The organism is Mesorhizobium sp. M0296, assembly GCF_040321675.1.
In the GTDB taxonomy this organism is placed as follows: Bacteria; Pseudomonadota; Alphaproteobacteria; order Rhizobiales; family Rhizobiaceae; genus Mesorhizobium.
Genome location: NZ_JAMYRZ010000035.1, coordinates 24,743 through 46,640, shown reverse-complemented (window position 1 = coordinate 46,640; position 21,898 = coordinate 24,743). Strand labels below are relative to the sequence as shown.

Genomic DNA, 21,898 nt, shown 5'->3' with positions numbered 1-21,898 from the left:
TTACCAAGTTAGGCGGCGCGGGGACGAAGCGTGTTTGATAGGCTGTCGGGCGGCAATCGATCTATAGATCTGCCAGCACCAGGCCTTGGGCAACGCTTGATCAACCCGCCGTGCTGATGGGCACGGCGGGTTTTTCCAGATGAAGGCGGGTTAGAACAGGTTGTTAATTTATGATAGCTTTGCCGCGGGAGGCGATCAAATCATGGACAAAAGGGTCGAGGGAGACTCGGAGGAACTGGCGCGGGGCGAATTCGAGCTCAGAGCCGAACGGTATGGCGTGAACGCCTTCATTCTCGTTGTCGAACTTTTAAACCTGCTGGAAAAGCGCGGAACCATCAGCAGCGACGACGTCGCGAAAATGGCCGATGCCGCAGCACTGGCTGTTGCCGCATCCAGTCAACCTGACATGAGCAGCATTAATCTCTTGCAGGCCATCGCTGCCGCGCGCCAGTCCAAATAACGGCTGTCGAGAGCGTTTTTCAGCTATTCCAAGTCCATGTCCAAACGGGGTTGCGAGGAGGTCCTATCGATTGCGCACTAAGCGTCCTTGCTGGCCGCGCCCCCGATGATCTCGTCGGCGCTGCGAGCATTGAGCACGGGCAGGGCGGCCCAGCGCCGGCGGCTGGCAGCTAGGTCTTCCAGCATTGCCGGCTTGCGAGCGTCGGATCCGAATCGACGTAGGCGCTCCTCCAGCGCGCGCTGCGAAGCGGAGCTAAACCCAACGCACGGATTCGTTCCCGATAACGTCGCGCTTTGGCGCGGTTGCGGCAGTCTCCATTGAGAACCAGCGACGGTCCTGCAGCCGGCTTTCGTCGACAAATAGCCACCGCAGCCGCGATCATCTTGCAATTTGCGGATCTTATGTGCGGCTGCACGTGATCAGGTCGTCGGCAGACAGTGCGATCGGGCACAAGAGATCGAGCGGCTCTGGGCCGGACGTTCCATGTGCCAGGTGTCGGACCCCTTTCCCATTCGAGGCGCAAGTGGGATAGTTGTGCAGATCTGCGATTTAGTTGATCTCCTTCACGACCACCAGAATGAGAACAGTCATTGTTCCATGGTGGCGCAATGGCAACGACCCGACTCTGATCTCTCTGCCCAAATGAAATACTTTCCAAAGAAGTCTCGGATCGAATTCTGCAAGTCTTTCTATCTCACAGTACGTCCTGCCGCTTTTGACAACTCCTTCCCCTTGCATATCTCGACACTCGGTCTTTCTTCGTTGTTCGGGTCATTCAGATCGGAGAAACGACAAGTGCCGGCAACCAAGATTTTGTGGGGACAGGTCCTCACCACCCTTGGGTTCGTCCTCATGACAACATGGGCAGCGACACAATGGACGGCATGGCGGCTCGGCTTTCAGAGCCAACTCGGTCCGTCCTGGTTCGAACTGGCGGGACAGCCCATTTATCCCCCGCCGGCATTTTTCTGGTGGTGGTTTTTCTATGACGCCTACGCGCCGAAGGTCTTTGTTGAGGGCGCGGCGATTGCGGCAAGCGGCAGCCTGATGGCGATCGCCACCGCGATCGGGATGTCGGTATGGCGCGCGCGCGAGGCAAAGGACTCCGCGACCTATGGCTCGGCACGCTGGGCGACGCGAGACGAAATCAGAGCCGCAGGCATAGTCGGTCCTGATGGCGTGGTGCTCGGCAAGCTCGACCACGACTATCTACGGCATGACGGTCCCGAACACGTGCTGTGTTTTGCGCCGACCCGAAGCGGCAAGGGTGTTGGCTTGGTCGTGCCGTCGCTGCTGACTTGGCCGGGTTCGGCAATTGTCCACGACATCAAAGGCGAAAACTGGGAACTGACGGCCGGATGGCGCGCACATTTCGGCCGGGTGCTTCTGTTCGATCCGACCAATGCCGCATCCGCGGCCTATAACCCTCTGCTGGAGGTGCGACGAGGCGAGCGGGAAGTTCGAGATGTGCAGAACGTGGCAGATGTCCTGGTCGACCCGGAAGGCACATTGGAACGCCGCAACCACTGGGAGAAGACCAGCCATGCGCTGCTGGTCGGCGCCATACTGCATGTGCTCTACGCGGAGAAGGACAAGACCCTTGCCGGCGTGGCAAACTTCCTCTCCGATCCACAGAGCCCAATCGAGACGACGTTGCGCGCCATGATGCTGACCCGGCATTTGGGCGATGCCGGCCCGCACCCGGTCGTGGCGTCGGCTGCCCGAGAACTGCTCAACAAATCCGAAAACGAGCGCTCCGGCGTGCTCTCGACGGCCATGAGTTTTCTGGGCCTCTACCGCGATCCGGTTGTGGCCAAGGTAACGTCATGTTGCCACTGGCGGATCGCCGACCTTGTCGAGGAGAGACGGCCGACGACCCTCTATCTGGTCGTGCCGCCATCGGACATCAGTCGCACAAAGCCTCTCATCCGCCTCGTGCTTAACCAGATCGGCCGCCGACTGACGGAAGATCTCCATGCGAAGGATCATCGACAGCGTCTGTTGATGATGCTCGACGAGTTCCCGGCGCTCGGCCGGCTCGATTTCTTCGAAAGCGCGCTGGCCTTCATGGCCGGCTATGGCATCAAGTCGTTCCTGATCGCACAATCGCTCAATCAGATCGAGAAGGCCTACGGACCGAACAATTCCATCCTCGACAATTGTCACGTACGGGTGAGCTTCGCCACCAATGACGAGCGGACAGCCTGCCGCTCGCCGGCCACAAGGACAACCACGCCGGCCTGATGACCAGGGATCAGATGGCGGTCCTTCGTGCCTCGATGTCGGTCGGCGACGGGCGGGAGTGGGATGCCTTCGAGGGATTGGCTGTCGGGGATCTGGAGCTGCAACGGTTCCTCGACGCCGTTCCGTTCGCGGCAAAGGGCCAGCGGCGCCGACACGCCCAGCGCATCGTGGTCCCTGGTCGTCTCGTCGCGGAAGCCAAAGGCAGCGTCTCCACGCAGGTCGGCTTCGGCAGAATTCTGGACGAGATTGCGCGCGCTGGCGGGCCGCTCGCCGACGCGATCGTCACGGCATCGCCCGATGTCACGGTTTCGACCAATCTCGGCCCCTGGGTCAACCGGCGCGGCCTGTTCGCCCGTCAGTCACTCACCGACACTTTCCGCAGCGAACGCATCGCCTCGGCGCAGAAATGGGAATTCGGCACCTCCGGCCAGCACATCGAACTGGGCATCGCCGAGAACAATCTGTTCATCCTGCTGTCGGCACTTGGGCTGTCGCATTCGATTTTCGGCAAACGGCTGCTGCCGATCGGCACGCTCTACGATCCGTTCATCCAGCGCGGTCTCGATGCGCTCAACTATGCCTGCTATCAGGATGCGCGCTTCCTGCTGGTCGCGACGCCATCCGGGGTCACATTGGCGCCGGAAGGTGGGGCGCATCAGTCGATCGCCACACCGTTGATCGGCATAGCGCAAGACGGGCTTGCGGCTTACGAGCCGGCCTTCGTCGACGAGTTGGGCGTCATCATGCGCTTTGCGCTGGATTATATGCAGCGCGACGGCGACGCCGTGCAGTCGGAGCGCACCTGGCTGCGCGACGAGACGGGCGGTTCGGTCTATCTGCGGCTCTCGACGCGCCCGGTCGAGCAGATAACGCGTGGCGTGACGCCCCTACTCGAGCAGGACATCATCGACGGGGGCTACTGGCTGCGGCCTCCGGGTCCGAATGCCGAAGTGATTGTTGCCTATACCGGCGCGGTTGCGCCGGAGGCCATCGAGGCTATCGGCATGATGGCGGAGGACCGTCGCGATGTTGGTCTTCTGGCGGTGACCTCGGCCGATCGCTTGAACGCAGGCTGGACAGCGGCAAGTCGCGCGCGCGAACGCGGCCTCGTTCACGCCAGGAGTCATATCGAAAGGCTGTTTGCCGACCTCCCTGCGCATTGCGCGATCGTCTCCGTCACCGACGGTCATCCGGCGGTACTCGGCTGGCTGGGTTCGGTGTACGGCCACCGTACGCGCAGTCTCGGCGTCGAGCATTTTGGCCAGTCGGGGACGATCGGCGACCTTTACCGCCACTTCGGCATCGACGCCAATTCCATAGCCACAGCGGCCGACCGGATTGCCGGTGGCCGCCCCATCCGCTATCTGCGCGCTCTAGATTGATGCTGGCGACATTCTGTGGCCGAGGCCTGATCGTGGATCTGAAATCATCCCACTCGCTGCTCGGGTAACGCAATATCTGAACGGCGCGCCTCTGTCGGACCGGGCTAGTGCTGAAGCCCGGTGATCATGGCGACGATCTCGTTCTTGTCGGTCTCGCTGGTCTTGCGCACGCCGATCTGTTTGCCACGTCGCAGAACACAGATCCGATCTGAGAGCCTGAACACCTGGTCGAGGCTGTGGCTGATGATCAGCACGCCGATATTGCGCTGCTTCAGCGACAGAACAATCGTCTCGACCTTGGCGGTCTCGGCAACGCCGAGCGCGGCGGTTGGCTCGTCGAGCAGGATCAGCTTGCTTGCCCAGTGCGTGGCGCGCGCGATCGCCACGCCCTGGCGCTGGCCGCCCGAAAGATCGCGGATGGTGGCGTGAGCCGATGGGATGCGAACGTCGAGATCCTTCACCAGCTTTTCGGTGTCGTCGATCATCCGGCGTCGGTCGAGCAGGCCGAAGCGGTTCACCGGCTCGCGGCCAAGAAACATGTTCATGTAGACGGTCTGCTGATCGGCGAGCGCCAGGTCCTGATAGACCACCTCAATGCCGTGCGCGCGCGCCATGGTGGCGCTCGACATTGCCACCGCCTGCCCCTCGATGATGATCGTCCCGGATGTCGGAGCATGCACCCCCGTCACGATCTTGACCAGCGTCGACTTGCCGGCACCGTTATCGCCGACCAACGCCACTATCTCGCCGGGATAGAGCTCGAGCGAGAAATTTTCGATTGCCGTGAGGCCGCCGAAATTCTTGCGGATATCGCGCAGCTGCAAAACAGGGGGCATGCCGGTCGTGGTCGCGTTCATCACTTGCTCCTAGACAGGCCAGGCAGCGGTTTCGCCAAAACCGTTTTCGATCGTTTCGACTTGGGGCGCCCCCTTTGAGACACCGGAGATGCCGACCACGTAGGCGCGGGTCACGAACGCCTGGCCGCGAAAGCCGAACACCGCCGTGTCGCCGGGGCGTGGAGCATTGGCGCCGCTAGCGTCAATCATTGCGTAATAGTCGATTGCCGCAGGCGGCGGCACCTCGACGCTTCTGAGCGCGGCGGCGGCCGTGGTGGGTTCTGCGGACACGATTGCCTTCACCTCATAGTCCGGAAAAATCGGATCGATATAGAAGCCGCCACCCAGGCAGTAGGCTTTGCCGCCAGACAAATGCGAGACCTCGGTCAAATACAGAACGGCAGGGAGCTCCGGCAGATCTTCCATGACGTGCAGCGCGGTGGTGCCGGCCAAGCCATTGCCCGGTTCACATTGCGTGGCGCCGGCTTCGGCCAGCGCGCCAAGCAGGACACTCGACGTTGTGCCGGGCGCGTTCACCTCTATGTCGCTGCGGCCGGACTTGGCGAGCGCTTCGGCAGCTCTGCCCAGTGTCGCCAGATTGTGTGTCGGCAGGACCGTTCGCGTGGTCTGGTCGAACAACAGCGCCGGGAAGGTGGTGATGCCAGCGAACCGTGCGCCGTCGAGACCATCCAGTTTTTCGGCGACCGCGGCGATATCGGCCGCCTCAAAACCACCTTCGTGGCCGCGGTAGAAAACGTCACCATCGGCGCGGATGCGGGCAAGCAGGTTTTGCGTGTACCCGGCGAGCCTTGCGCCGGCAGCGGCTTCTTCAGCCTTGGTGTCGTTGAAGACGGTCCAATAGTCCGGCCTGAACGTTTTGGCCGCCGCATTGGCCTCGTGCCTTGCGATCTGCTGCAGGTGGCCAAGATGACCGAGCCTCAGGCCTGCTCTGTGCGTTGCCCGCGCGCAGGCCATGTCGACGGCAACGGCCTGATCGATGCCGCCACGCTTGAGCGCATGGCAGAACGAACTGGCGCGGCCGACCTGCTTGGTCATGGCGAAAATCTTCAGGCCGAACCGGTCGGCCTCGCGCTTCAGGACCCGGGCATTGCTTTCGACGGCATCGAGGTCGAGCACATAGGAATTAGCCGGCAGCTTTCCTTCCTGGTGCAGGCGCATGGCGCTTTCTATAAAGCTCGGATTGCGGCGCCGCAGAACATCGAGGAACATGACAAAACTCCTTCAACGGGACTTTTCGCGCAGCGATACGGCGACGGCCGCAAGAATGATCAAGCCACGCACGATCATCTGGTCGGAGACGGACAGGCCCATCAGGATGAGGCCGTTGTTCAGCATGCCCATCATCAGCGAGCCGACCAGCGCACCGACAATCGATCCCTTGCCGCCGTTGAGCAGGGTTCCGCCGACAATGACGGCCGCTATCACCGTCATAAGGTCGGTTTCGCCGAGCGTATATTTCGCAGCCTGCAGCCGGCCGGCATAGAGCAGCCCGGCAAGGCCGGCGAGCCCGCCGCTTATGGTCAGAACGGCAAGCCTTATCTGCGCCACGCTGATGCCGGAAACACTGGCGGCACGGCTGTTGTCGCCGGTGGCCAGCACATGGGCGCCGAAGCGCGTCTCGCGAAAGATGAGATGCGCGATCGCAACGGCAATTGCCGTCCACCAGATCAAGGACGGGACACCCAGCAAAGAACCCGAGCCGAAGAAACCGGTGAAGGCGTCGTTGGTGACCGGGATCGACCGCAAATCGGTCATCGAGCGAGATACGCCGGCAAACAGCCCGAGCGTCGCCAGCGTTACCAGGAATGAAGGCAACTTGACGTAAGCCACGAGGGCGCCGTTGAGCAGGCCGATCAGAAGGCCGGCGCCGAGGCCGGCCAGCACCCCAGCCAACAAGCCGTAGGCGTTTATCGCCACCGCGGCTGCAAGGGCTGCCACGGCAACGATCGAACCTATCGAAAGATCAATCTCGCCCGCCGACATGACAAAGACAAGGCCGATCGCCATGATCGTCACGGGTGCCGTCTGCAGCACGATGTTCGACAGGTTGCGGACCGTCAGAAAACCGCTGTCCTTCAGGACGATCGCGAAGAACAGAAAGATCGCCAGAAATCCGAGATAGACGACATATTGCTGCAGGTTGAAGCGGCTGACCAAGCTTGCTGCCCGGCCGGGGCTGGTGTTGATACTCGACATTCTCACTTCCTCCGGCGGGCCGCCATTGTCTGCCGCTATTTCATGACGGCCGCGATGGTCGCGGGCACGTCCTTGTTGAGGGACCGCTTCCACCCGTCCTTGACAGTGTCCTTGGTGACGGCGAGGGAATCGACCACGATGAACGGCGCGGCTTTCTTGCCGATCAACGAGGCGGCCGTGGCGCGCGCCAGCGTCACGCCGATGTCGTAGGCTTCGTCTGCGATGAGTGCCGCAACGTTGCCGCCTTTCACCATATCCAGTGCCGCCGGTTCGTTCAGGTCGAGCGTGACGATCTTGGTGTGGCTGTTGCCGGCCGCCCGCAATGTGGACAGCACGCTAAGCGCCGGCTCAGCCCAGGTGACGTAGATACCGTCGAGGTCGGGGTGCTGTGTGATCATCGCCTGCGCGATTTCCTCGCTGCGCGCGGGGTCGGCCATTCCGGCCTCGGCCACGATCTTCATGTCCGGATAGTCCTGCTCGATCGTGTGCTTGAATGCTCCATCGCGCTGGTTGGTGACGTAGAAATCGGCATCGTGAAAGATGTAGCCGACCTTGCCCTGCTTGCCGAGCGCGTCGGCCATTGCGATCCCGGCCTTGTTGCCCATCTGGAAAAGGTCGTCCGAAACGATGGTCACATAGTCCTTGTCCTGAACGTAGCCTGCCGGCGAATTGTCGACGAATCCCAATTTCACGCCGGCCTGGCGCGCAGGATCATATACGGTGGCCGCACTTGCGGGATCGACCGGTAGGGACAGTATAATAGAGGGCCTTTTGGCGAGTACTGTCTCGACGTCGGATTTCTGACGGGCCGCATCAAAGCCGGCGTCGGTCTGAGCGACGACCGTGATGCCGAGCCGCTTCAACTCGTCCTGGGCGCCGCTGTTCACCGCGTTGGTGTATTCGCTCATCTCATGCCAGACCAGCGCGGCGGTGTATTTGCCGTCCTTGATCTGCTGCTCCTCAGCTGGTGTGAGCACGACGCTCTTTGCCGGCGTTGGCTTTTCCCCGTTCGGTCCCGTGGTGGTGCCCTCGGCTGCGAAGGCGTTGGCGGCGACGAGCGCTACCAGTGCCGACAACATTCCAATTGCTGTGCGCATGTCAGTTCCCCTTGCTTTTATGGTGTCGGCGGCCCTGATTGGCCGCCGGGCATTCGCCTGTCACTTGGCCGCATCGAGCACCGATTGCGGCGCGTCGCGGTTCAACGAGTCCTTCCAGCCCTGCGCAACGTTCTGCTTGGTCACGGTAAGCGCCGGGGCAACGACGAAGGCCGGCGTCTCCTGGCCGAGCAGCGCCTTGACGCCGACAGCGGCCATGGCGCGACCGAGCTCATACGCCTTGTCGGCCACCAGTGCGGTCACGTTGCCGCCCTTGACCATATCGAGCGCGACCGGTTCGGCGAGGTCGAGCGTAACGATCTTGGTCTTGGTATTTCCGCTTGCCCGCAAGGCCGACAGCACGCCGTCGGCCGGTTCGGCCCAGGTGACGTAGATGCCGTCAAGGTCGGGATGCTGCACGAGCATGGCGCTGGCCAGCTCTTCTGCCCGCGCCGGATCGGAGATCCCCTGCTCGGCGACGATCTTGATACCGGGATAGTCCTTCTCGATCGTTGTCTTGAAAGCCTGGTCGCGCTGGTTCGTCACATAGTAACTGGCGTCGTGGAAGATGTAGCCGACCTTGCCCTTGCCATCGAGCGCCTTGGCCAGTGCATCGGCCGCCTGCTTGCCCATCTGGAACAGGTCGTCAGTGACGATGGCGGCATAGTCGGTTCCGTGCTTGTAGCCTTTCGGCAGATTGGAAAGGAATACCAGCTTGGTGCCGTCGGTGAGCGCCTGACGGAACGCCTCGGCCGAAGTGACCGGATCGAGGGGCAGCGACAGGATGACGTTTGGCTTCGCCGCGAGCGCGGTTTCGATGTCGCTGCGCTGGCGCGCGGCGTCAAAGCCCGCGTCGGTGGTGGCGACGATTTGAATGCCGGCACGGGCAAATTCATCCTTGGCACCGGACGTGACCGCATTGGTGAAGTCGGAGGAGGTGTGCCACAGCAGCGCGGCCTTGTAGCCCTTCTCCTTTACTGCGGCCAGGTCCGCGTCCGACAATCTAACCTCGGCGCTGGGTGTCGCCGTCTCGCCGCTCGGTCCCACTGTCTGTGCGCCGGCTCCGCCGGCCAACAGCATAAGGCTGCCTGCAAGTGCTGTAGCAACAAGTCTGTCTATCAGCATGGTCTTTCTCCCATTTTCGCTCTCAGTTGTCCTTCATTCCGTAACGCCGCAATACTCCAGCATGAACCGGGCGAAGCCTACGATGCCCGCCAGATATTCCTCGACATCGACGTGTTCGTCGAAGGTGTGGCAGTTGCGAATGTCGCCTGGCGCGCAGTACACGGCGGGGATGCCGAGCCGGTTGGTGAAAAACGATGACTCTGACCAGAATGGCGCGCCTTCGATGGCGCCGCGACCAGCCATCGATCGGGCCATGGCGGCAGCAAGAGCGCCGACCTCCGGCCTGTCAGGTGCAATCTCGGCGGCGTTACCCCCGAGCGGATGATCGCGGCCGGCCGGATAGGCGAACGCCAACATGATTTCGGGATCGGCGATGGCGCCGCGCACCACTGCCTCGATTTCGGCGGCGGCCTCGTCCAGCGACTCGCCGGGTAACAGCTTGCGGATCAGCGACAACGTGCAGCGTTCGGGCACAGCGATGTAGCCGCCGCCCGCAAGCCCGGTGATCAGCAGGAAGCCACGCCCAATCAGCGGGTGCTCGGCTCTTGTTGCAACATCTTCCGAATGCTTCCATAGCGCGCTCATCACGGCGTGGCTTGCACGCAAGGCATCCTTGCCGAGTTCGGGTACGCCGAAATAGGCTGATCGTCCGGTGATGGTGATGTCGGTAATGAAGAACCCAATTTGGGCCGGATAAACCGAAAGGCGGGTAGGCTCCACATAGACGACGAAATCGGGCGCCACGACTTCGCCTCTCTCGATGCGGCCGACGAAGTCCTTGATGCCGGCGGAGACGCCGGTTCCAGGCTGGCCGCTCTCCTCGTCGCCGACGAAGGCAAACGCAACGTCGCCGGCCAGTTGGATGTCGGCTGTGTCGAGCAGAGAGAGTGCCGACAGCGCGGAGCAGATGCCGGCCTTGAGGTCGCCGGCGCCGCGGCCCCAGATCTGCCCGTCGATCATTGGCGCGGCAAACGGATCCTGCTTGGCGGTGCCAGCCCAGTGCTCGCGCCAGCCCTCGACATGGACCGTATCGGTGTGGCCGATGAAGAGCAGCCGCTTGCCGGCGCCAGCACCTTTGCGCTCACCCCAGACGTTGGGCCGGCCGGGCGCGAATTCCGCACGCCGAATTTCGCTCAAGCCAAGCACGCGCATCCGGTCTTCAAGGAAGGCGACAAAGTTTTCTTCGTGACCGGTTATGCTTTCGCGGCCGATTGCCCGCTGCAGAAGCTCCACCGCTGCGTCGCAATCGAGGGCGGCGCGCAAGCGGGCGGTGATGTCCTTTAAGGCAGTCATAGCGTGGCCTCGCGCAGCACGGCCGAACTGGCTGGGGGAAGCGAAATGCGTCCGTCGGGCGCGTCGACGCCGAACAGTGTGTTGTGCAACTGGCTGAGCCCGATGGCGGCAGCGCCGATGAGCGCTGCCCGCGACCCCAGTTCGCTGGCCTCAACGGCGATAGGGTAGGGGAAGCAGCGCGGCAGCAGGTCCCTAACGCGCAACAGGATTTCCGGCCGCAGCCCGATCGAGCCGCCCAGGACGACCTTTTGCGGATTGGCAATTGCCGCTATGGCCACAATGCCTTGTGCGAGGTAGCGCGCGGTTTCGTCGAGCACCGTCGCGGCATGCCTGTCTCCAGCCAATGCACTGTGGAAAATCGTCGGCACGTTGACGATGTTGCCCGTCAGCGTTGCGTAGCGTTCAACCATGGCGTTGGTTGCGACCACGCGCTCGAAAGCGCCGGCGCGCAACGATGTCGGCGCGAAAGGATCGGCGCCAATCGGCAAAAAGCCCATCTCGCCGGCGGCATTGCTGGCGCCCCGCACCAGATTGCCTCCAACCATGAGGCCGCTGCCGATACCGGTACCCAGCGCTATGAAGGCGAGATTGTCGATACCGCGGCCGCACCCCTGCCAGTTCTCGCCGAGCACCGCCAGATTGACATCGTTCTCGATCATCACATGAAACCCGAATGCGTGCTCGAAAGCGCGAACGACATTCATCGTGCCAAAGCCGGCAATATTCGGGGCAAGCAGGACGCGGCCCGTCTTCTTGTCGGGTGCACCGGGAACACCAATCACCGCCAGCCTTATCTTTGTGCGCGAGATTCGGTGCCTCTCGGCCGCCTGAAGCGCTAGGTCCACGATCTGGTCGACGATGAACTGTCCGCCCCGAGGATCGGTCGGCGCCGTTTCCTCCGCGAATATCTGGCAGGCAAGGTCGGTGAGGGCGACCCGGACTTTGGCGCCGCCGAGGTCGACCGCCGCGATGTAGGCCGCGTCAAATACGAGTTCGTAAGTGACAGCCGTGCGTCCGACATGTCCGCTCGTGCGCCCTGTCTCCTGCACCCAGCCTTCCTGCTCAAGTGTCCTGACGATCTCGGAGATTGTCTGCTTGGACAAGCCGGTCTGCTTTGCGATTGAAGCGCGCGAGATCGGCCCGCCTTGCACGATCGCCTCCATGACGGAGCGCTGCGAGAACTGACGAGAAATGCGCGGCACGTCGTTCAACAGCAGCTCCGATTAATTCGTTCTGTCACCGAACTTAATAATCATTTTGGACGGCAGTCAACTGGCCGCTCAAAAAAGGGGTTTGTGCCACAAGCTCGCGCTGCAGATCTCGCGGCAAGCTCCAAGGTGCGCAAGTACGCAGACGTGATCGGTCGCCTTACAGCTCCGGTCGTCGCGGGCGACCATGTGCATGTTCACAACCTTGAAAGTCCGCGCGAAGTTTGAACTGCGCCCGCTCTCGAAGCGCACGGCGATGCCCGTGCGTGATGTACTTGGGGTCGACCGTCGAGAGCGGGCCGACTGATCTCATTTTCTTCTGAGCCAGGCGTCAGTATACCGTAGTCGGTCCTTGAAGTAATCTAGCGTCAAATAATCGTTGTTTGCAATTGCGCAGGCCGAATTTTCTAAATAGGAACGCCGGAGATCAACAAGGGAACGATTTTGATGGATGAAGCAATTGGGCAGAGAAGGGCTGATCTGCTAGGGATGACAGCAGATATCGTCGCAGCCTATGTCCAGAGCAACGCAACGCCCGTGGCGGATCTGCCGAATTTGATCGCCAGCGTTAATTCTGCGTTGTCTGGCCTGGCTAAGCCGGTCGCTGCACGATCGCCAATACTTACGCCCGCGGTGAATGCTAAGAAGTCGATCTTTCCCGAATACATCATAAGCCTTGAGAACGGGCGCAAGTTCAAGTCGATGAAGCGCCACCTGGGCTTGCTTGGCATGACACCTGATGAGTACAGAGCCAAGTGGGGTTTGGCGTGGGACTATCCTATGGTAGCGCCCAGCTATGCGGCTCAGCGGTCTGCGCTTGCCAAAGCTGCCGGTCTCGGCCGCAAGGCGGCCGCCAAAACGCCGCCAAAGAAAGCACCAGCAAAGCGCAAGGCCAAAGCCTGACAGTGCACGATTTCGGGCCATGCCGTCAGGTCTAGATGGTCCAGGTGGCGTGGCTGGGAATGAGCTGCCTGGCTTCGCAGTTCAGTAAGCGCCGCTCACGCCACAACACAAGCTTCAGCACGGCTTGCGTCTTCACGTCCTCGTATCCTGACGCGGGCAGGAGAGGTCGAAATGTGCGATCGACAAATCGAGCCGATACATCGTCGCCCTCGACAGCCAATCAAATCATATCGATAAAATCGCACTACATCGACACATCACGCTCTGCGCGATGCCTCAAAGCAACAAAGCCGCTGAATCCAGCAGCGCTCCCTGCTTCAAGGGCATGGCCATACGGGTGCTGGGTAAGCCTAAATTTCTTCCCCGAGCAATATCCTGGCCTCCTTGGCAGCAGCGATGAATGCCTGGCGCGCTATCCTTGGTGGTTTTTCTCCACGGATTACGGCAAGGCATGCTTCGATTGCGGCGAGCCGCGACTTGCCCTCCGGCCTCGGCCAATCCCTCAGCAGAACTTCGGCCGCGTCGGATACCGACGCAACAACTCTGTCGCGATCGATCCGGCCGGGTTGAACGACGACGGGCTTTCTGAAACGTCTCGTACGCACGACAGCCTCCAAGAACAAGATATGTTAGCTTCTGCGGATCCTTTGCGCCACAGCAAACGTCGGCAAGTAACAGAAGGCATCCCGCTTGGCCCAGAAGCTGCCGCCGCGATCGACGCTCGACCGGTAGGCTCAATTCTGGTGCAAGATCGCCTGGGACGGAAAAGGTAACGAATCAACGATCAAGTACCCTTGGTATGAAGGCGAAACGGTGAGAGATATTCCAGTGCGCATGCGCCAGATTCGCATGCGCACAGGCAAAAGGGAATCCCACCCGGGACTCTTATGTCAGGCGGAAACCACTATCTATTGACTAAGAACTCTGACTAGTAAAAAGTTCGTTCTTTAGCGCGGCCGACAGAGAACATAAGCGTTCCTTGCGTCCGGCCGTTGGAACAACGTCGTCCCCCCGGGTTGAGCCGCCAAGTCATGCCGAAGCGCACAACAGGCCGGTACGAAAGCGTGACCGCAGGCGGCGAGAAGGTTGATGCCTTCGTCCCCTTCGATCTGCCGCCCGTGCGGCCGGTGCTTGTCATCGACACCAAGCTCGAACGACGCCTTGGGCAAGCCGAGCAGGCGCTTGTCCGACTCGATCTGGCGGGCGAGATGGTGCCTTCGCTCGACTGGTTCATCTACGCCTTCGTGCGCAAGGAAGCGGTGATCTCGTCTCAGATCGAGGGCACGCAAGCATCGCTCGTCGACCTTCTCGCTTTTGAAGCCGAGGAACAGCCCCAACCCAACGCCGATGTCGAGGAGGTGACAAACTACCTCGACGCCCTTGCCTACGCGCGCAACCAGCTCGCGTCGAAGCGTGGTCTGCCGCTTTCCCTGCGGCTCTTGAACGAAGCACACAAGCGGTTGATGCGCGGCGTGCGCGGCGGAAGCAGGCAGCGCCAGAACTGGATTGGCGGAAGCCGTCCCGGGAACGCGGCTTATGTTCCGCCGCCTTCCGAGAAACTCTCTCAGCTTCTCAGCTCTTTAGAGAAATACATCCACGCCGACGACCAGCTGCCGAAGCTCGTGCGGACGGGTCTCTTGCATGCCCAGTTCGAAACCATTCACCCCTATCTCGATGGCAATGGGCGGATCGGGCGCCTGATGATCGCCCTCCTGCTGGAACACTGGGGACTCTTGAGGGCTCCGCTTCTCTATCTCAGCCTCTTCTTCAAGCGTCATCGCGAGGAATACTACCGGCGCCTCAATCTCGTGCGGCTAGTGGGCGACTGGGAGGGCTGGATCGATTTTTTTCTCGATGGCATCGCCACGATCGCCGATGAAGCTGTCGGCTCGGCGCGTGAATTGTTCAACCTCGTCAGCGCGGATCGCACGCGGCTGCTCGGTGTCGAATCCGTATCCGTTTCAGCTCTTCGATTGTTCGAGCGGCTTCCGCGGCATCCGATCGTGACCGTCGCATCGGCGATGAAGCTGCTCGACACGAGCAAACCGACCGCAGCCCGCGCCATCGAGGTGCTGGCCGAAATCGATATCCTCGTGGAAACGACGGGAAAGAAGCGCGACCGCAGTTTCGCATATCGCGCCTATATGGAACGTCTGCGAACCGGAACGGAACTGGACTTCAGCCGATGAGCGGCCGCCGGCGGAGCACTCAACCCTATAGCCGAGCGTCCGATATCCCGTTCGCCGTTTTGCTGCCATGCGCGCCAGCACTGGGACCATCTCATCAACATAGTCGAAGACGATAACCTCGGTCTTCCCGTTATCCTGGTGGTGCAGACGGCCGCCGTATTGGGCCAGCGTGCCCTTCCAGACGCGTTCGGCGAGCGCATCTGGGTGGAACCGGCGGGCGTTCGAATGCGAGCCCGATCGCGGCGCGGGGACCTCCTGCCGTTGTTTTCACGGGTCAAAAGTCAAAGCGGGAGGTCAACGCCGGATAGACTCCGGCGCTCACGACAAGTCCCGTTGCCAGCGACGATTGAGCCGCCTCGATCTCTGCTTCCTGGAGTGCTACGTTGCCGACTTTCTCGACGGAAACCACTTTGCCGTCCAAAACGAGAATGACGACGACAGGAACTTGGAAGAGCGCTGCAAGAGTGTGGCAAGTGATCGAGACGATCGCCTCGCATTGTCGATCTCCGCGACGTCGCGACTATAGGTTTGCAGCATCGTTGCTTGCCTCCTCAGCAGCGCCGCTCCAATTGCGCGGCGCCGGGAGATAAAGGCAACGCCACTGACGATAAGTCGATCCCAAAAAGTCGAATGTTTTCGTGCTCTTCACAAAACGGGCTGCTTTGTCATTCCAAATCGATGGGACATTGCCGGCGCTCCAATAATGACGGGGTTGGGCTGAAGGCGCTGGCAACCACATCTTCAGACTACGCCTTATCGAAAGGCAAGAAAGACGGAACGCGGGAGGTCAGCCGCGCTGAAAGCTTGACCTACGCTGCTGAAATAGCAGCTTCGACCGATATTCCGGTGTCGACGGATTTGGAGAACGGATACGCCGATACCCCCGAAGGGATTGCCGATTCGTGGGCCATGGTGCACCCGGCTTGACCTTTGATCAGATTGCGGAGGCTGGCGTACTGCGAATAAGTGTGGGCGGTTCGCTTGCCCGCGCAATCGCCGGAGCGCTGTTGAAAACATGCCAGGAGATCGCGGCTGGTGACTTCACCGAATTGGAAACCACTCCGACTTGGAACTCTCTCCGTAGCCTCAAGCTTGTCTTCTAGATTCGCTACGAGGTCGAGAGCAGGCATTATGCGCAATTCAAGAAAGTTAGCCTATGCAGCCGCGGGCCTTCGTGGGACGTTAGGCTGCGCTCTGGTCAGAGCTCCACTGAATACTTCGGCGAATCGGTTTGAATCCGATCCTATGCTTCTTCGCCGCTTGGCGCAGCGCATGCTGCAATTCGTTCCGGACAGCACCGAGGTTGAACTGGGCGGCGGTTTCTCGGGTTGCCGACGTCGCGGCCAATCTTCCACATGGTCATCAGCTCTTCTGGGAACGCCTTCATGAGATGTTCCGGTTCGGGGTCCGTCAGCCAAATCATGTATTCTTCGGGCGCCAGTATGACCGGCACACGGTTGTGGAACGTCGCCATGAGCGGATTCGGCTCACAGGTCAGCACCGTGAAGCGGATGTTGCCGCCGATAGCGGGGTCGCGCCAATTCTCCCAGAGCGCCGCCAAGGCGAACGGCTCCCCCGACTTCATCGCAATGGCATACACACAGCGCCCTATGGGGGCGCGTTCCGGCTACGGCTTTTTTTCCGCGGAAAGCGCCGTTGTGGCAGGGTCTTCACGTCGGTTTCGCACAAGAGCCCGTCGAGCGTCAGCAGCGGCGCGCGCATCGTCTTGGCATAGGCGTAGTGAAAGCAATCGAAATTGCTGAGGTAGCGTTTGCCAATTCCCTGTTTTTCGGCAACCGCGACGGCATAGGACAGTACCCGCAGCGGCGATCCTGGCTCGCGAAGCGCGATTCTTCTGGCTTCCAGCCATTCGACCACGACCGCCTCGGCGGCGCTGTACGGGCAATTCAGCTGGTCCGGCCGGGATAGAACAATAATCGCCTCCCACGCGGCGAGCGTCGATGTGAGGGGGGAGGGCGCTTCCAGCAAGGCGGCTTCATAGCTATCGGCCGTGTCCTCGCCAGCCATCATCGACACGATGGCACAGGCATCCACGAACATTATTCGTCGCCCTGCAGATCGTGATCCAGGTCGTGATAGGCTTCTTGTGGGACCGGCTTTCGATCAGGTTGGAATGACAGGCCATGTTTTGCCAGAATCTTCTTTGCAGTCTCGCGCGGCCGCTCCTTTTGCATCCGGTTTCGGATTGTCTCACGGAGAGCGGATATCACCGCTTCGGTGATATTGGTGCGGTCGAGGCGGGCAAGCTCCCGCGCCAATTTGTCAGCTTCATCGTTTCGGATGTTCAAGGTCATATGTGTAGCTCCAATCGCGTATCCATCATTACGCTATTGTGTAGCTTTTTTCAATGCTCGGTCGCTACGGCGCGGGGCGGCGTACTATTCGACGCTGCGGCTATTGGCTGCGGCGTCCGGGTCCGAATCCCGAGGTGATCGTCGCCTATACAGGAGCCGTCGCGCCGGAAGCCATCGAGGCGGTGGGTATGATGGCGGAGGATCGTCGCGACGTCGGTCTTTTGGCGGTGACCTCGGCCGACCGGTTGAACGCAGGCTGGACGGCGGCAAGTCGCGCACGTGAGCGGCCTTGTTCATGCCAGAAGCCACGTCGAAAGGCTGTTCGCCGACCTTCCAGCCCATTGTGCGATCGTCACCGTCGCAGACGGCCACCCAGCGGCACACGGCTGGCTGGGCTCAATCTACGGCCACCGCACGCGTAGTCTCGGCGTCGAGCACTTTGGCCAGTCGGGGACAATCGGTGATCTTTACCGCCACTTCGGCATCGACGCCAATCCATAGCCACAGCCGCTGAGCGGATTGCTGGTGGGCGCCCCATCCGCTATCTGCGCGCGCTGGATTGACCGATGATGTCATTCACGGCTGTTGCGGACCGGAAGGCGAATATTGTGTCTAAGATGCGGCCTCGCCCAGATGGCTCTGCGCCGCCATGTCGGTTCTATGCCGCTATGTCACCAGTCGGGTGCCGCGATAGCAAAACTGTTCAGCCCGCGACTTCGAGCTGTTCGATCTCAGCAATCTCGGCCTGCTTCGCTCTGCCTTCGACCGCGAGATCATAGCTGGCCTGCAATGTTCATCTGCGTGGTGCCGAAGAACTTGGCCAGGCGCAGAGCAGTATCCGGAGTGATCGGGGTCGCCTCGTGCGTCAAGCGCTCAATGCGGGTGCGCGGTACATGCAGCTTCTTCGCCAGCGTATAGGGCTTCAGGCCAGGCGGTGCGAGATATTCCTCGCGAAGGATTTCTCCTGGATGGATCGGGGTGTCGAGGTTCAACATTGTGAAGCTCCTGGCAGTGAGCGATGCGTTGGTTTGCGTAGGTTGTTTGCGTTAGGGCATGGGCGGTCACGATATCCTCAGTGATAGTCGGTGATTTCAATATCCTCTGCCGCCCCATCTACCCACCGAAAGCAGACACGGAATTGATCATTGATGTGGATCGAATGCTTACCGGCACGATTGCCTTTCAGCGCCTCAACCTGGCGGCGTCTTGAGGTCCGCCAATTCAGCAGCGTTGTCGATCATGAACAGCTTCCGCTGAGTGGACGGACGAGGTCCGACGGGAAACCCTTCGGTGCTTTGCCTTCCGAAACGGCCTTGCTGGCTCTGTCTTTGAACGAACGTATCAACTGCTGCCTCCAGCAAACGTATCATCGCATGATACCGAAACGACTTGGCTCATTCCCAACAGACTGATTCACCGGATCGCCGCGGGCAGGGCGCCTTCTGGCTTTGGGCCGGACGCCAATTGCCGATTTCAACTTGATAGTCGAACGCGAGCACAAAATTTCGCCACCCTTTCACGACGCCGCTTCGGCTTTCAAGGGAACCAGGATGACGACACCGCTCAGATTGTCCTTGTCCGCCTCGTTCGCGTTTTCGCTTCCTTATGTGGACGGGAACGAAGCTTGCGCGTTCCCCTTCTCGGTCGCTTTGAACAGGACACTTCGAAAGACACGGAAAATCGCTCAGCGATCAGGCGTCGAGGTTAGCTGAGGATAACTACGCGCTCCCGTCCGTCTCGCTTTCCTCGTCAATCGTCCGAACCGGCAGATAGGCATTCGTTTCCAGCCATTGTCCCAAGATGATCTGGATAAGGTCTGGCCTGCCGATTTTCATCTCGGCCGCTATGGAATCGAGTGCATCTGCGGTCGCGGGCTCCAGCGGCACGCCACCGACGTTTCGGAGCATCAAAGCAGCGCGACGCAGAAGGATCTGCAAGTTCGCGCGAGACATTTCGGCTATGCGCTGAGCTGCGCTTTCGAGATCTTCAGCAACAGATCGGCGAGTCATTGGTGTCACTCGGTGCATGGCATCTGGCCTTCGCCCTGGTATTCAGTTGGATAGTGATTGGCCAAGGCTGCGGCTATCGTGGGTCGAAGGCAGTAAACAATCATTTTCCGCGCTTCTTTGCAGAGAGGACGGCTGGCCTTCAGTATGCTCGTCGTCTTCCATTTGTGGTTGCCGGGCCGGTGCGTTGGGCTCGTCCGATGGCCAGAGCTACCGGGTCGCTTCGAATGATTGGACCTATTGCAGCAGTGCCGACTATAGGCACCATTGGCGGCTCGTCATCTTGCATTTTCTTCCCAGTCTTCAGCTCAGCAATTTCCTCGTCACGCCTGGCAATGCGGCTTTCCAGATTGGCCAGACGCTCGGTCAACAAATAGCGGCCGACCGCAAATCCGCCTCCTCCGAAAAGAACCGCAAGACTGGCAAAGGCGGCCGGGTTGGCCAGCATCAGCGCGGAGTTGGCTTCCAAAAAGCTGATAAGATCCTGCATGGTCAACTCGACCCGGTCATGCTGAAGAGAAGCGAGCTGGCGTCACCGGCTGGCTCGGCCCCGGTTGGCATACTTGTCGCGAATCGTCCGGGCTCGTTGCATCTCGAACCTGCTGAGTCACTCGCCGTCATCACCATACCCGTCCGGCGGCATGAGGGCCGTTCCGACGGTCATGGCTCATCCCAAGATTGGCGGCGTGTCGTCGTAACCGAGCGCCACCAGTCCGGGATGCCGGTGAGCGAGGGCCAGAATTTGAGTCTCAAGCTCGCAGTTATAAGCCATGAGCGCCTTTACGGTCTCAAGCGGGCTGTCGTATCGGGCGATGAGCTTGACCGCCTCAGAATGAAGTTCAGCTCTGGCTTCAGCGTCTAGGCGAATAGTGCCCATTGTCGTTCCTCCTGATGTTTGCCCGTCGCGGAGCCGAGAGTTCGTCAAGACGGTCCTGGAGGTGGCCATTGAGGACGATCATTTCCTTGAGCGCCTTCACCGCGTCGCCTTTGTGCTGGGCTATGAATCTGTCGGCGATCGCCTGCAGCGCAGCCTCCTGGCGGCTGTCCAGTCTCACAATGTGGTCCATGGCCGTTGCTCCAAACCTCCTTTGCTAAGTGAACAAAAACGGAACAAAAATGTCAAGAGCGAATTGACTCTGCGAGGAATGCCTTCCTATTTGTCAGTAGGCGGGGCGGTGCTCACAAATCGAGGAGAGCCGCGATGGGCAGACGAAAAAGCCGGTTTGACAGGCTGTCGGCGAGGGATGCGGAGGCGATCATCAGGGACGCTTTGAGCCTGCGCAAGACGGTGCTGTCGTCGCAGCTGCATCTGAAGGCGCATGGCGAGCTGTTCTGGCAGCTTTGCGGGCTTGTCGAGAAATTGCACGAGGTGCTGGCCAGCGTAGCGGAGAAGGAGCCCGATTACCGGATGGCGGAGCTTGGCCTGCTTCCCCTCCCCGAGGGTTACTCGACCCGGAAATGAGCCATGGCCGGGCCGATGGACAGCGTTGGGCGTGCCGCCAAGGCCAACATGCTGCTCATCGTGGAGTGCGGCCACTGTTACCATGTCGGACGGTTCAGGGCGAATGACGTGGCCCAGGTGGTGGGCTGGAACAAGCCGCTGGAAGCGATCAGGTTCAGGTGCAAGCGATGCAGCCGCGAGGACACGACGGTGAAGACGCAGTTCATCGACCAGGATCATCCGCCAAAGGGCTACATCTGGGTGCTGCAGAAGTTCAAGCGCTAAAATAATGAGCCTTGCACCGGCGCCTGTTGCGGAAACTTGATCTGCGTCGCCGGCTTGTCGACGATCACCAGCGCATCATCGGGCGCCGTGCGCTGCAGATGCCTTGCCTTGGACCATGGCGCCGTCAGCCAGGTCTCGGTTTCTTCCGGCGTGGCCAGGATCACCGGCATTGCCTTTTCGTGGATCGGCGCGACCAGCGCGTTGGGCTGGGTCGTCATGAAGCCATAGACCTGGTGATCGGCAGGGCCGTCCTTGACCTTGCGAAGGCCATGCCAGCGCGTCCACAGGCCGGCAAAGAAGAATAGCGGGCGGTCCTCGCCGAGTGCAAACCAGTAGTTGCGCTGAATGCCGGTCTCGGGGTCCTTGTCGCCGGGCGTCGGGCTGGGCTCGGCAAAGCTGGTGACAGGCACCACGCAGCGGTTCTCGATGCCGAGATATTGCTGCCAATGGCCGTATTGCGGATTGCGGATATTGGTGGTGCCATAGTCGGCCTTGCCCTTGACCCGCTCCAGTGGCGTCGGCATGCCCCACAGCAGATTGGCCAATTCGCGTTCGCCGTCCGGCGCGTTGCGCACCACAGGGCCGGGCTGGTTGGGATAGATATCGATGGCGGGTTCGAGATTGCCGAGGATGTCGCGCAAGGCGCGGGTCCACTGGCGGATGGCCTCCTGGCTGGTCGTGATGTTGTAGAGATTGCACATGGCTTGGAATGTGCCCCAATCGCTGCCGTGTCGCAACGTCGACAGGGCAATAGGCACGGCTTCCATTCCCCTGAAATGGACTAGCAGAAGTTTAGCAAGGCCTGCTTTGGCAAAGCTCACACTCGCTGCGGGCAACTACCGTATGTGCAAGGTCGGCCGCTGCGAATCGACAAACACACCCTGGACGAGCTGAACCCGC

At 60.8% G+C, this 21,898-nt stretch carries 24 protein-coding genes and 5 pseudogenes; 10 read left to right on the top strand and 19 right to left on the bottom strand.

What is annotated here, in order from left to right:
• Nucleotides 1–202: 202 nt before the first annotated feature.
• Complete coding sequence (locus tag NKI97_RS26950) at nt 203–460, top strand: hypothetical protein (protein ID WP_352452180.1); 258 nt, start codon at nt 203–205, stop codon at nt 458–460.
• Between the two features lie 77 nt (nt 461–537).
• Here the strand turns inward: NKI97_RS26950 and NKI97_RS35550 are convergent, their stop codons facing one another.
• Nucleotides 538–771, bottom strand: a complete 234-nt coding sequence (locus NKI97_RS35550) for a type II toxin-antitoxin system VapB family antitoxin (RefSeq protein WP_502901454.1) — start codon at nt 769–771, stop codon at nt 538–540.
• A gap of 484 nt (nt 772–1,255) precedes the next feature.
• Here NKI97_RS35550 and traG point away from each other — a divergent pair.
• Together traG and NKI97_RS26940 are read left to right on the top strand one after the other, a co-directional pair.
• A pseudogene (traG, locus tag NKI97_RS26945) lies at nt 1,256–2,695 on the top strand (IncP-type conjugal transfer protein TraG); the annotation flags it as partial.
• Nucleotides 2,665–4,086, top strand: a pseudogene (locus NKI97_RS26940) (transketolase-like TK C-terminal-containing protein); the annotation flags it as partial. The pseudogenes traG and NKI97_RS26940, both read left to right, overlap by 31 nt.
• Before the next feature lie 104 nt (nt 4,087–4,190).
• On the opposite strand, the gene NKI97_RS26935 reads toward NKI97_RS26940, so the two are convergent.
• The 7 genes from NKI97_RS26935 to NKI97_RS26905 are packed head-to-tail and all read right to left on the bottom strand — an operon-like array spanning nt 4,191 to nt 11,853.
• Nucleotides 4,191–4,943 (bottom strand): ATP-binding cassette domain-containing protein, encoded by a 753-nt coding sequence (locus tag NKI97_RS26935; RefSeq protein ID WP_352745716.1) that lies wholly within the window; start codon nt 4,941–4,943, stop codon nt 4,191–4,193.
• Nucleotides 4,944–4,952: 9 nt separating this feature from the next.
• On the bottom strand, nt 4,953–6,152 hold the full coding sequence (locus NKI97_RS26930) for an alanine racemase (RefSeq protein WP_352748884.1): 1,200 nt from the start codon (nt 6,150–6,152) through the stop codon (nt 4,953–4,955).
• Between the two features lie 12 nt (nt 6,153–6,164).
• Entirely contained in the window at nt 6,165–7,139 is a 975-nt protein-coding gene (locus NKI97_RS26925; protein ID WP_352748886.1) for an ABC transporter permease, read from the bottom strand.
• Between the two features lie 35 nt (nt 7,140–7,174).
• Entirely contained in the window at nt 7,175–8,236 is a 1,062-nt protein-coding gene (locus NKI97_RS26920) for a substrate-binding domain-containing protein (RefSeq protein ID WP_352837632.1), read from the bottom strand.
• Nucleotides 8,237–8,296: 60 nt separating this feature from the next.
• Nucleotides 8,297–9,358, bottom strand: coding sequence for a substrate-binding domain-containing protein (locus NKI97_RS26915; RefSeq protein WP_352621947.1), 1,062 nt, complete (start codon nt 9,356–9,358; stop codon nt 8,297–8,299).
• Nucleotides 9,359–9,391: 33 nt separating this feature from the next.
• Nucleotides 9,392–10,651 (bottom strand): M20 family metallopeptidase, encoded by a 1,260-nt coding sequence (locus NKI97_RS26910; RefSeq protein ID WP_352837630.1) that lies wholly within the window; start codon nt 10,649–10,651, stop codon nt 9,392–9,394.
• Complete coding sequence (locus NKI97_RS26905; RefSeq protein WP_352837642.1) at nt 10,648–11,853, bottom strand: ROK family transcriptional regulator; 1,206 nt, start codon at nt 11,851–11,853, stop codon at nt 10,648–10,650. Before NKI97_RS26905 ends, NKI97_RS26910 begins: the two co-directional genes overlap by 4 nt.
• Nucleotides 11,854–11,946: 93 nt before the next feature.
• On the opposite strand from NKI97_RS26905, the gene NKI97_RS26900 reads away from it, so the two are divergent.
• Both NKI97_RS26900 and NKI97_RS26895 read left to right on the top strand, forming a co-directional pair.
• Nucleotides 11,947–12,087 (top strand): SAF domain-containing protein, encoded by a 141-nt coding sequence (locus tag NKI97_RS26900; protein ID WP_352837629.1) that lies wholly within the window; start codon nt 11,947–11,949, stop codon nt 12,085–12,087.
• A gap of 219 nt (nt 12,088–12,306) precedes the next feature.
• Nucleotides 12,307–12,762 (top strand): Ros/MucR family transcriptional regulator, encoded by a 456-nt coding sequence (locus NKI97_RS26895; protein ID WP_352837627.1) that lies wholly within the window; start codon nt 12,307–12,309, stop codon nt 12,760–12,762.
• A gap of 350 nt (nt 12,763–13,112) precedes the next feature.
• On the opposite strand, the gene NKI97_RS26890 is transcribed toward NKI97_RS26895, so the two are convergent.
• Entirely contained in the window at nt 13,113–13,367 is a 255-nt protein-coding gene (locus NKI97_RS26890) for a DUF982 domain-containing protein (protein WP_352638206.1), read from the bottom strand.
• 426 nt (nt 13,368–13,793) lie between these two features.
• On the opposite strand from NKI97_RS26890, the gene NKI97_RS26885 reads away from it, so the two are divergent.
• Together NKI97_RS26885 and NKI97_RS26880 are read left to right on the top strand one after the other, a co-directional pair.
• The gene (locus tag NKI97_RS26885; RefSeq protein WP_352837625.1) at nt 13,794–14,951 is read left to right on the top strand and encodes a Fic family protein; all 1,158 of its coding nucleotides are present in this window, start codon (nt 13,794–13,796) and stop codon (nt 14,949–14,951) included.
• A 543-nt stretch (nt 14,952–15,494) separates the two neighbouring features.
• Nucleotides 15,495–15,878 (top strand): isocitrate lyase/phosphoenolpyruvate mutase family protein, encoded by a 384-nt coding sequence (locus NKI97_RS26880; protein ID WP_352837623.1) that lies wholly within the window; start codon nt 15,495–15,497, stop codon nt 15,876–15,878.
• Nucleotides 15,879–16,194: 316 nt separating this feature from the next.
• Here the strand turns inward: NKI97_RS26880 and NKI97_RS26875 are convergent.
• The 3 genes and pseudogenes from NKI97_RS26875 to NKI97_RS26865 all read right to left on the bottom strand — a co-directional run.
• Nucleotides 16,195–16,548: pseudogene (locus tag NKI97_RS26875) on the bottom strand (SOS response-associated peptidase family protein); the annotation flags it as partial.
• A gap of 11 nt (nt 16,549–16,559) precedes the next feature.
• Entirely contained in the window at nt 16,560–17,012 is a 453-nt protein-coding gene (locus NKI97_RS26870) for a type II toxin-antitoxin system VapC family toxin (RefSeq protein ID WP_352745267.1), read from the bottom strand.
• Nucleotides 17,012–17,266 (bottom strand): type II toxin-antitoxin system VapB family antitoxin, encoded by a 255-nt coding sequence (locus NKI97_RS26865; protein ID WP_352745270.1) that lies wholly within the window; start codon nt 17,264–17,266, stop codon nt 17,012–17,014. The genes NKI97_RS26870 and NKI97_RS26865 overlap by 1 nt, the downstream gene beginning before the upstream one ends.
• A gap of 101 nt (nt 17,267–17,367) precedes the next feature.
• Here NKI97_RS26865 and NKI97_RS26860 point away from each other — a divergent pair.
• Nucleotides 17,368–17,829, top strand: a pseudogene (locus tag NKI97_RS26860) (transketolase-like TK C-terminal-containing protein); the annotation flags it as partial.
• A 210-nt stretch (nt 17,830–18,039) separates the two neighbouring features.
• On the opposite strand, the gene NKI97_RS26855 reads toward NKI97_RS26860, so the two are convergent.
• The 6 genes and pseudogenes from NKI97_RS26855 to NKI97_RS26830 form a co-directional block, all read right to left on the bottom strand.
• Nucleotides 18,040–18,261 (bottom strand): HigA family addiction module antitoxin, encoded by a 222-nt coding sequence (locus tag NKI97_RS26855; RefSeq protein ID WP_352745273.1) that lies wholly within the window; start codon nt 18,259–18,261, stop codon nt 18,040–18,042.
• Between the two features lie 77 nt (nt 18,262–18,338).
• Nucleotides 18,339–18,611: pseudogene (locus tag NKI97_RS26850) on the bottom strand (type II toxin-antitoxin system RelE/ParE family toxin).
• Between the two features lie 373 nt (nt 18,612–18,984).
• A complete protein-coding gene (locus NKI97_RS26845; protein WP_352745459.1) occupies nt 18,985–19,275 on the bottom strand; it encodes a hypothetical protein in 291 nt (96 codons plus the stop codon).
• Nucleotides 19,276–19,414: 139 nt separating this feature from the next.
• Entirely contained in the window at nt 19,415–19,762 is a 348-nt protein-coding gene (locus tag NKI97_RS26840; protein WP_352745276.1) for a hypothetical protein, read from the bottom strand.
• Nucleotides 19,763–19,939: 177 nt separating this feature from the next.
• Nucleotides 19,940–20,149 carry a hypothetical protein gene (locus NKI97_RS26835; RefSeq protein ID WP_352745278.1) on the bottom strand — a complete coding sequence of 70 codons (210 nt, stop codon included), beginning with the start codon at nt 20,147–20,149 and terminating at the stop codon, nt 19,940–19,942.
• Nucleotides 20,124–20,339, bottom strand: a complete 216-nt coding sequence (locus NKI97_RS26830) for a hypothetical protein (RefSeq protein ID WP_352745281.1) — start codon at nt 20,337–20,339, stop codon at nt 20,124–20,126. The genes NKI97_RS26835 and NKI97_RS26830 overlap by 26 nt, the downstream gene beginning before the upstream one ends.
• 134 nt (nt 20,340–20,473) lie before the next feature.
• Between NKI97_RS26830 and NKI97_RS26825 the strand changes: the two genes are divergently transcribed.
• Together NKI97_RS26825 and NKI97_RS26820 are read left to right on the top strand one after the other, a co-directional pair.
• A complete protein-coding gene (locus NKI97_RS26825) occupies nt 20,474–20,734 on the top strand; it encodes a hypothetical protein (protein WP_352745284.1) in 261 nt (86 codons plus the stop codon).
• A 3-nt stretch (nt 20,735–20,737) separates the two neighbouring features.
• Nucleotides 20,738–20,998 (top strand): hypothetical protein, encoded by a 261-nt coding sequence (locus NKI97_RS26820; protein WP_352837621.1) that lies wholly within the window; start codon nt 20,738–20,740, stop codon nt 20,996–20,998.
• Here the strand turns inward: NKI97_RS26820 and NKI97_RS26815 are convergent.
• Nucleotides 20,995–21,699, bottom strand: a complete 705-nt coding sequence (locus tag NKI97_RS26815) for an SOS response-associated peptidase (RefSeq protein ID WP_352837641.1) — start codon at nt 21,697–21,699, stop codon at nt 20,995–20,997. The genes NKI97_RS26820 and NKI97_RS26815 overlap by 4 nt on opposite strands.
• Nucleotides 21,700–21,898 lie beyond the last annotated feature (199 nt).

What these genes read in the sequence shown, in the direction of transcription:
- NKI97_RS26885 (WP_352837625.1), top strand. Translation starts at nt 13,794, where the DNA reads ATGCCGAAGCGCACAACAGGCCGGTACGAAAGCGTGACCGCAGGCGGC.
- NKI97_RS26865 (WP_352745270.1), bottom strand. Translation starts at nt 17,266, where the DNA reads ATGACCTTGAACATCCGAAACGATGAAGCTGACAAATTGGCGCGGGAG.
- NKI97_RS26820 (WP_352837621.1), top strand. Translation starts at nt 20,738, where the DNA reads ATGGCCGGGCCGATGGACAGCGTTGGGCGTGCCGCCAAGGCCAACATG.
- NKI97_RS26920 (WP_352837632.1), bottom strand. Translation starts at nt 8,236, where the DNA reads ATGCGCACAGCAATTGGAATGTTGTCGGCACTGGTAGCGCTCGTCGCC.
- NKI97_RS26815 (WP_352837641.1), bottom strand. Translation starts at nt 21,699, where the DNA reads ATGTGCAATCTCTACAACATCACGACCAGCCAGGAGGCCATCCGCCAG.
- NKI97_RS26930 (WP_352748884.1), bottom strand. Translation starts at nt 6,152, where the DNA reads ATGTTCCTCGATGTTCTGCGGCGCCGCAATCCGAGCTTTATAGAAAGC.
- NKI97_RS26915 (WP_352621947.1), bottom strand. Translation starts at nt 9,358, where the DNA reads ATGCTGATAGACAGACTTGTTGCTACAGCACTTGCAGGCAGCCTTATG.
- NKI97_RS26925 (WP_352748886.1), bottom strand. Translation starts at nt 7,139, where the DNA reads ATGTCGAGTATCAACACCAGCCCCGGCCGGGCAGCAAGCTTGGTCAGC.
- NKI97_RS26870 (WP_352745267.1), bottom strand. Translation starts at nt 17,012, where the DNA reads ATGTTCGTGGATGCCTGTGCCATCGTGTCGATGATGGCTGGCGAGGAC.
- NKI97_RS26895 (WP_352837627.1), top strand. Translation starts at nt 12,307, where the DNA reads ATGGATGAAGCAATTGGGCAGAGAAGGGCTGATCTGCTAGGGATGACA.
- NKI97_RS26855 (WP_352745273.1), bottom strand. Translation starts at nt 18,261, where the DNA reads ATGTTGAACCTCGACACCCCGATCCATCCAGGAGAAATCCTTCGCGAG.
- NKI97_RS26935 (WP_352745716.1), bottom strand. Translation starts at nt 4,943, where the DNA reads ATGAACGCGACCACGACCGGCATGCCCCCTGTTTTGCAGCTGCGCGAT.
- NKI97_RS26910 (WP_352837630.1), bottom strand. Translation starts at nt 10,651, where the DNA reads ATGACTGCCTTAAAGGACATCACCGCCCGCTTGCGCGCCGCCCTCGAT.
- NKI97_RS26845 (WP_352745459.1), bottom strand. Translation starts at nt 19,275, where the DNA reads ATGACTCGCCGATCTGTTGCTGAAGATCTCGAAAGCGCAGCTCAGCGC.
- NKI97_RS26950 (WP_352452180.1), top strand. Translation starts at nt 203, where the DNA reads ATGGACAAAAGGGTCGAGGGAGACTCGGAGGAACTGGCGCGGGGCGAA.
- NKI97_RS26835 (WP_352745278.1), bottom strand. Translation starts at nt 20,149, where the DNA reads ATGGGCACTATTCGCCTAGACGCTGAAGCCAGAGCTGAACTTCATTCT.
- NKI97_RS26840 (WP_352745276.1), bottom strand. Translation starts at nt 19,762, where the DNA reads ATGCAGGATCTTATCAGCTTTTTGGAAGCCAACTCCGCGCTGATGCTG.
- NKI97_RS26830 (WP_352745281.1), bottom strand. Translation starts at nt 20,339, where the DNA reads ATGGACCACATTGTGAGACTGGACAGCCGCCAGGAGGCTGCGCTGCAG.
- NKI97_RS26825 (WP_352745284.1), top strand. Translation starts at nt 20,474, where the DNA reads ATGGGCAGACGAAAAAGCCGGTTTGACAGGCTGTCGGCGAGGGATGCG.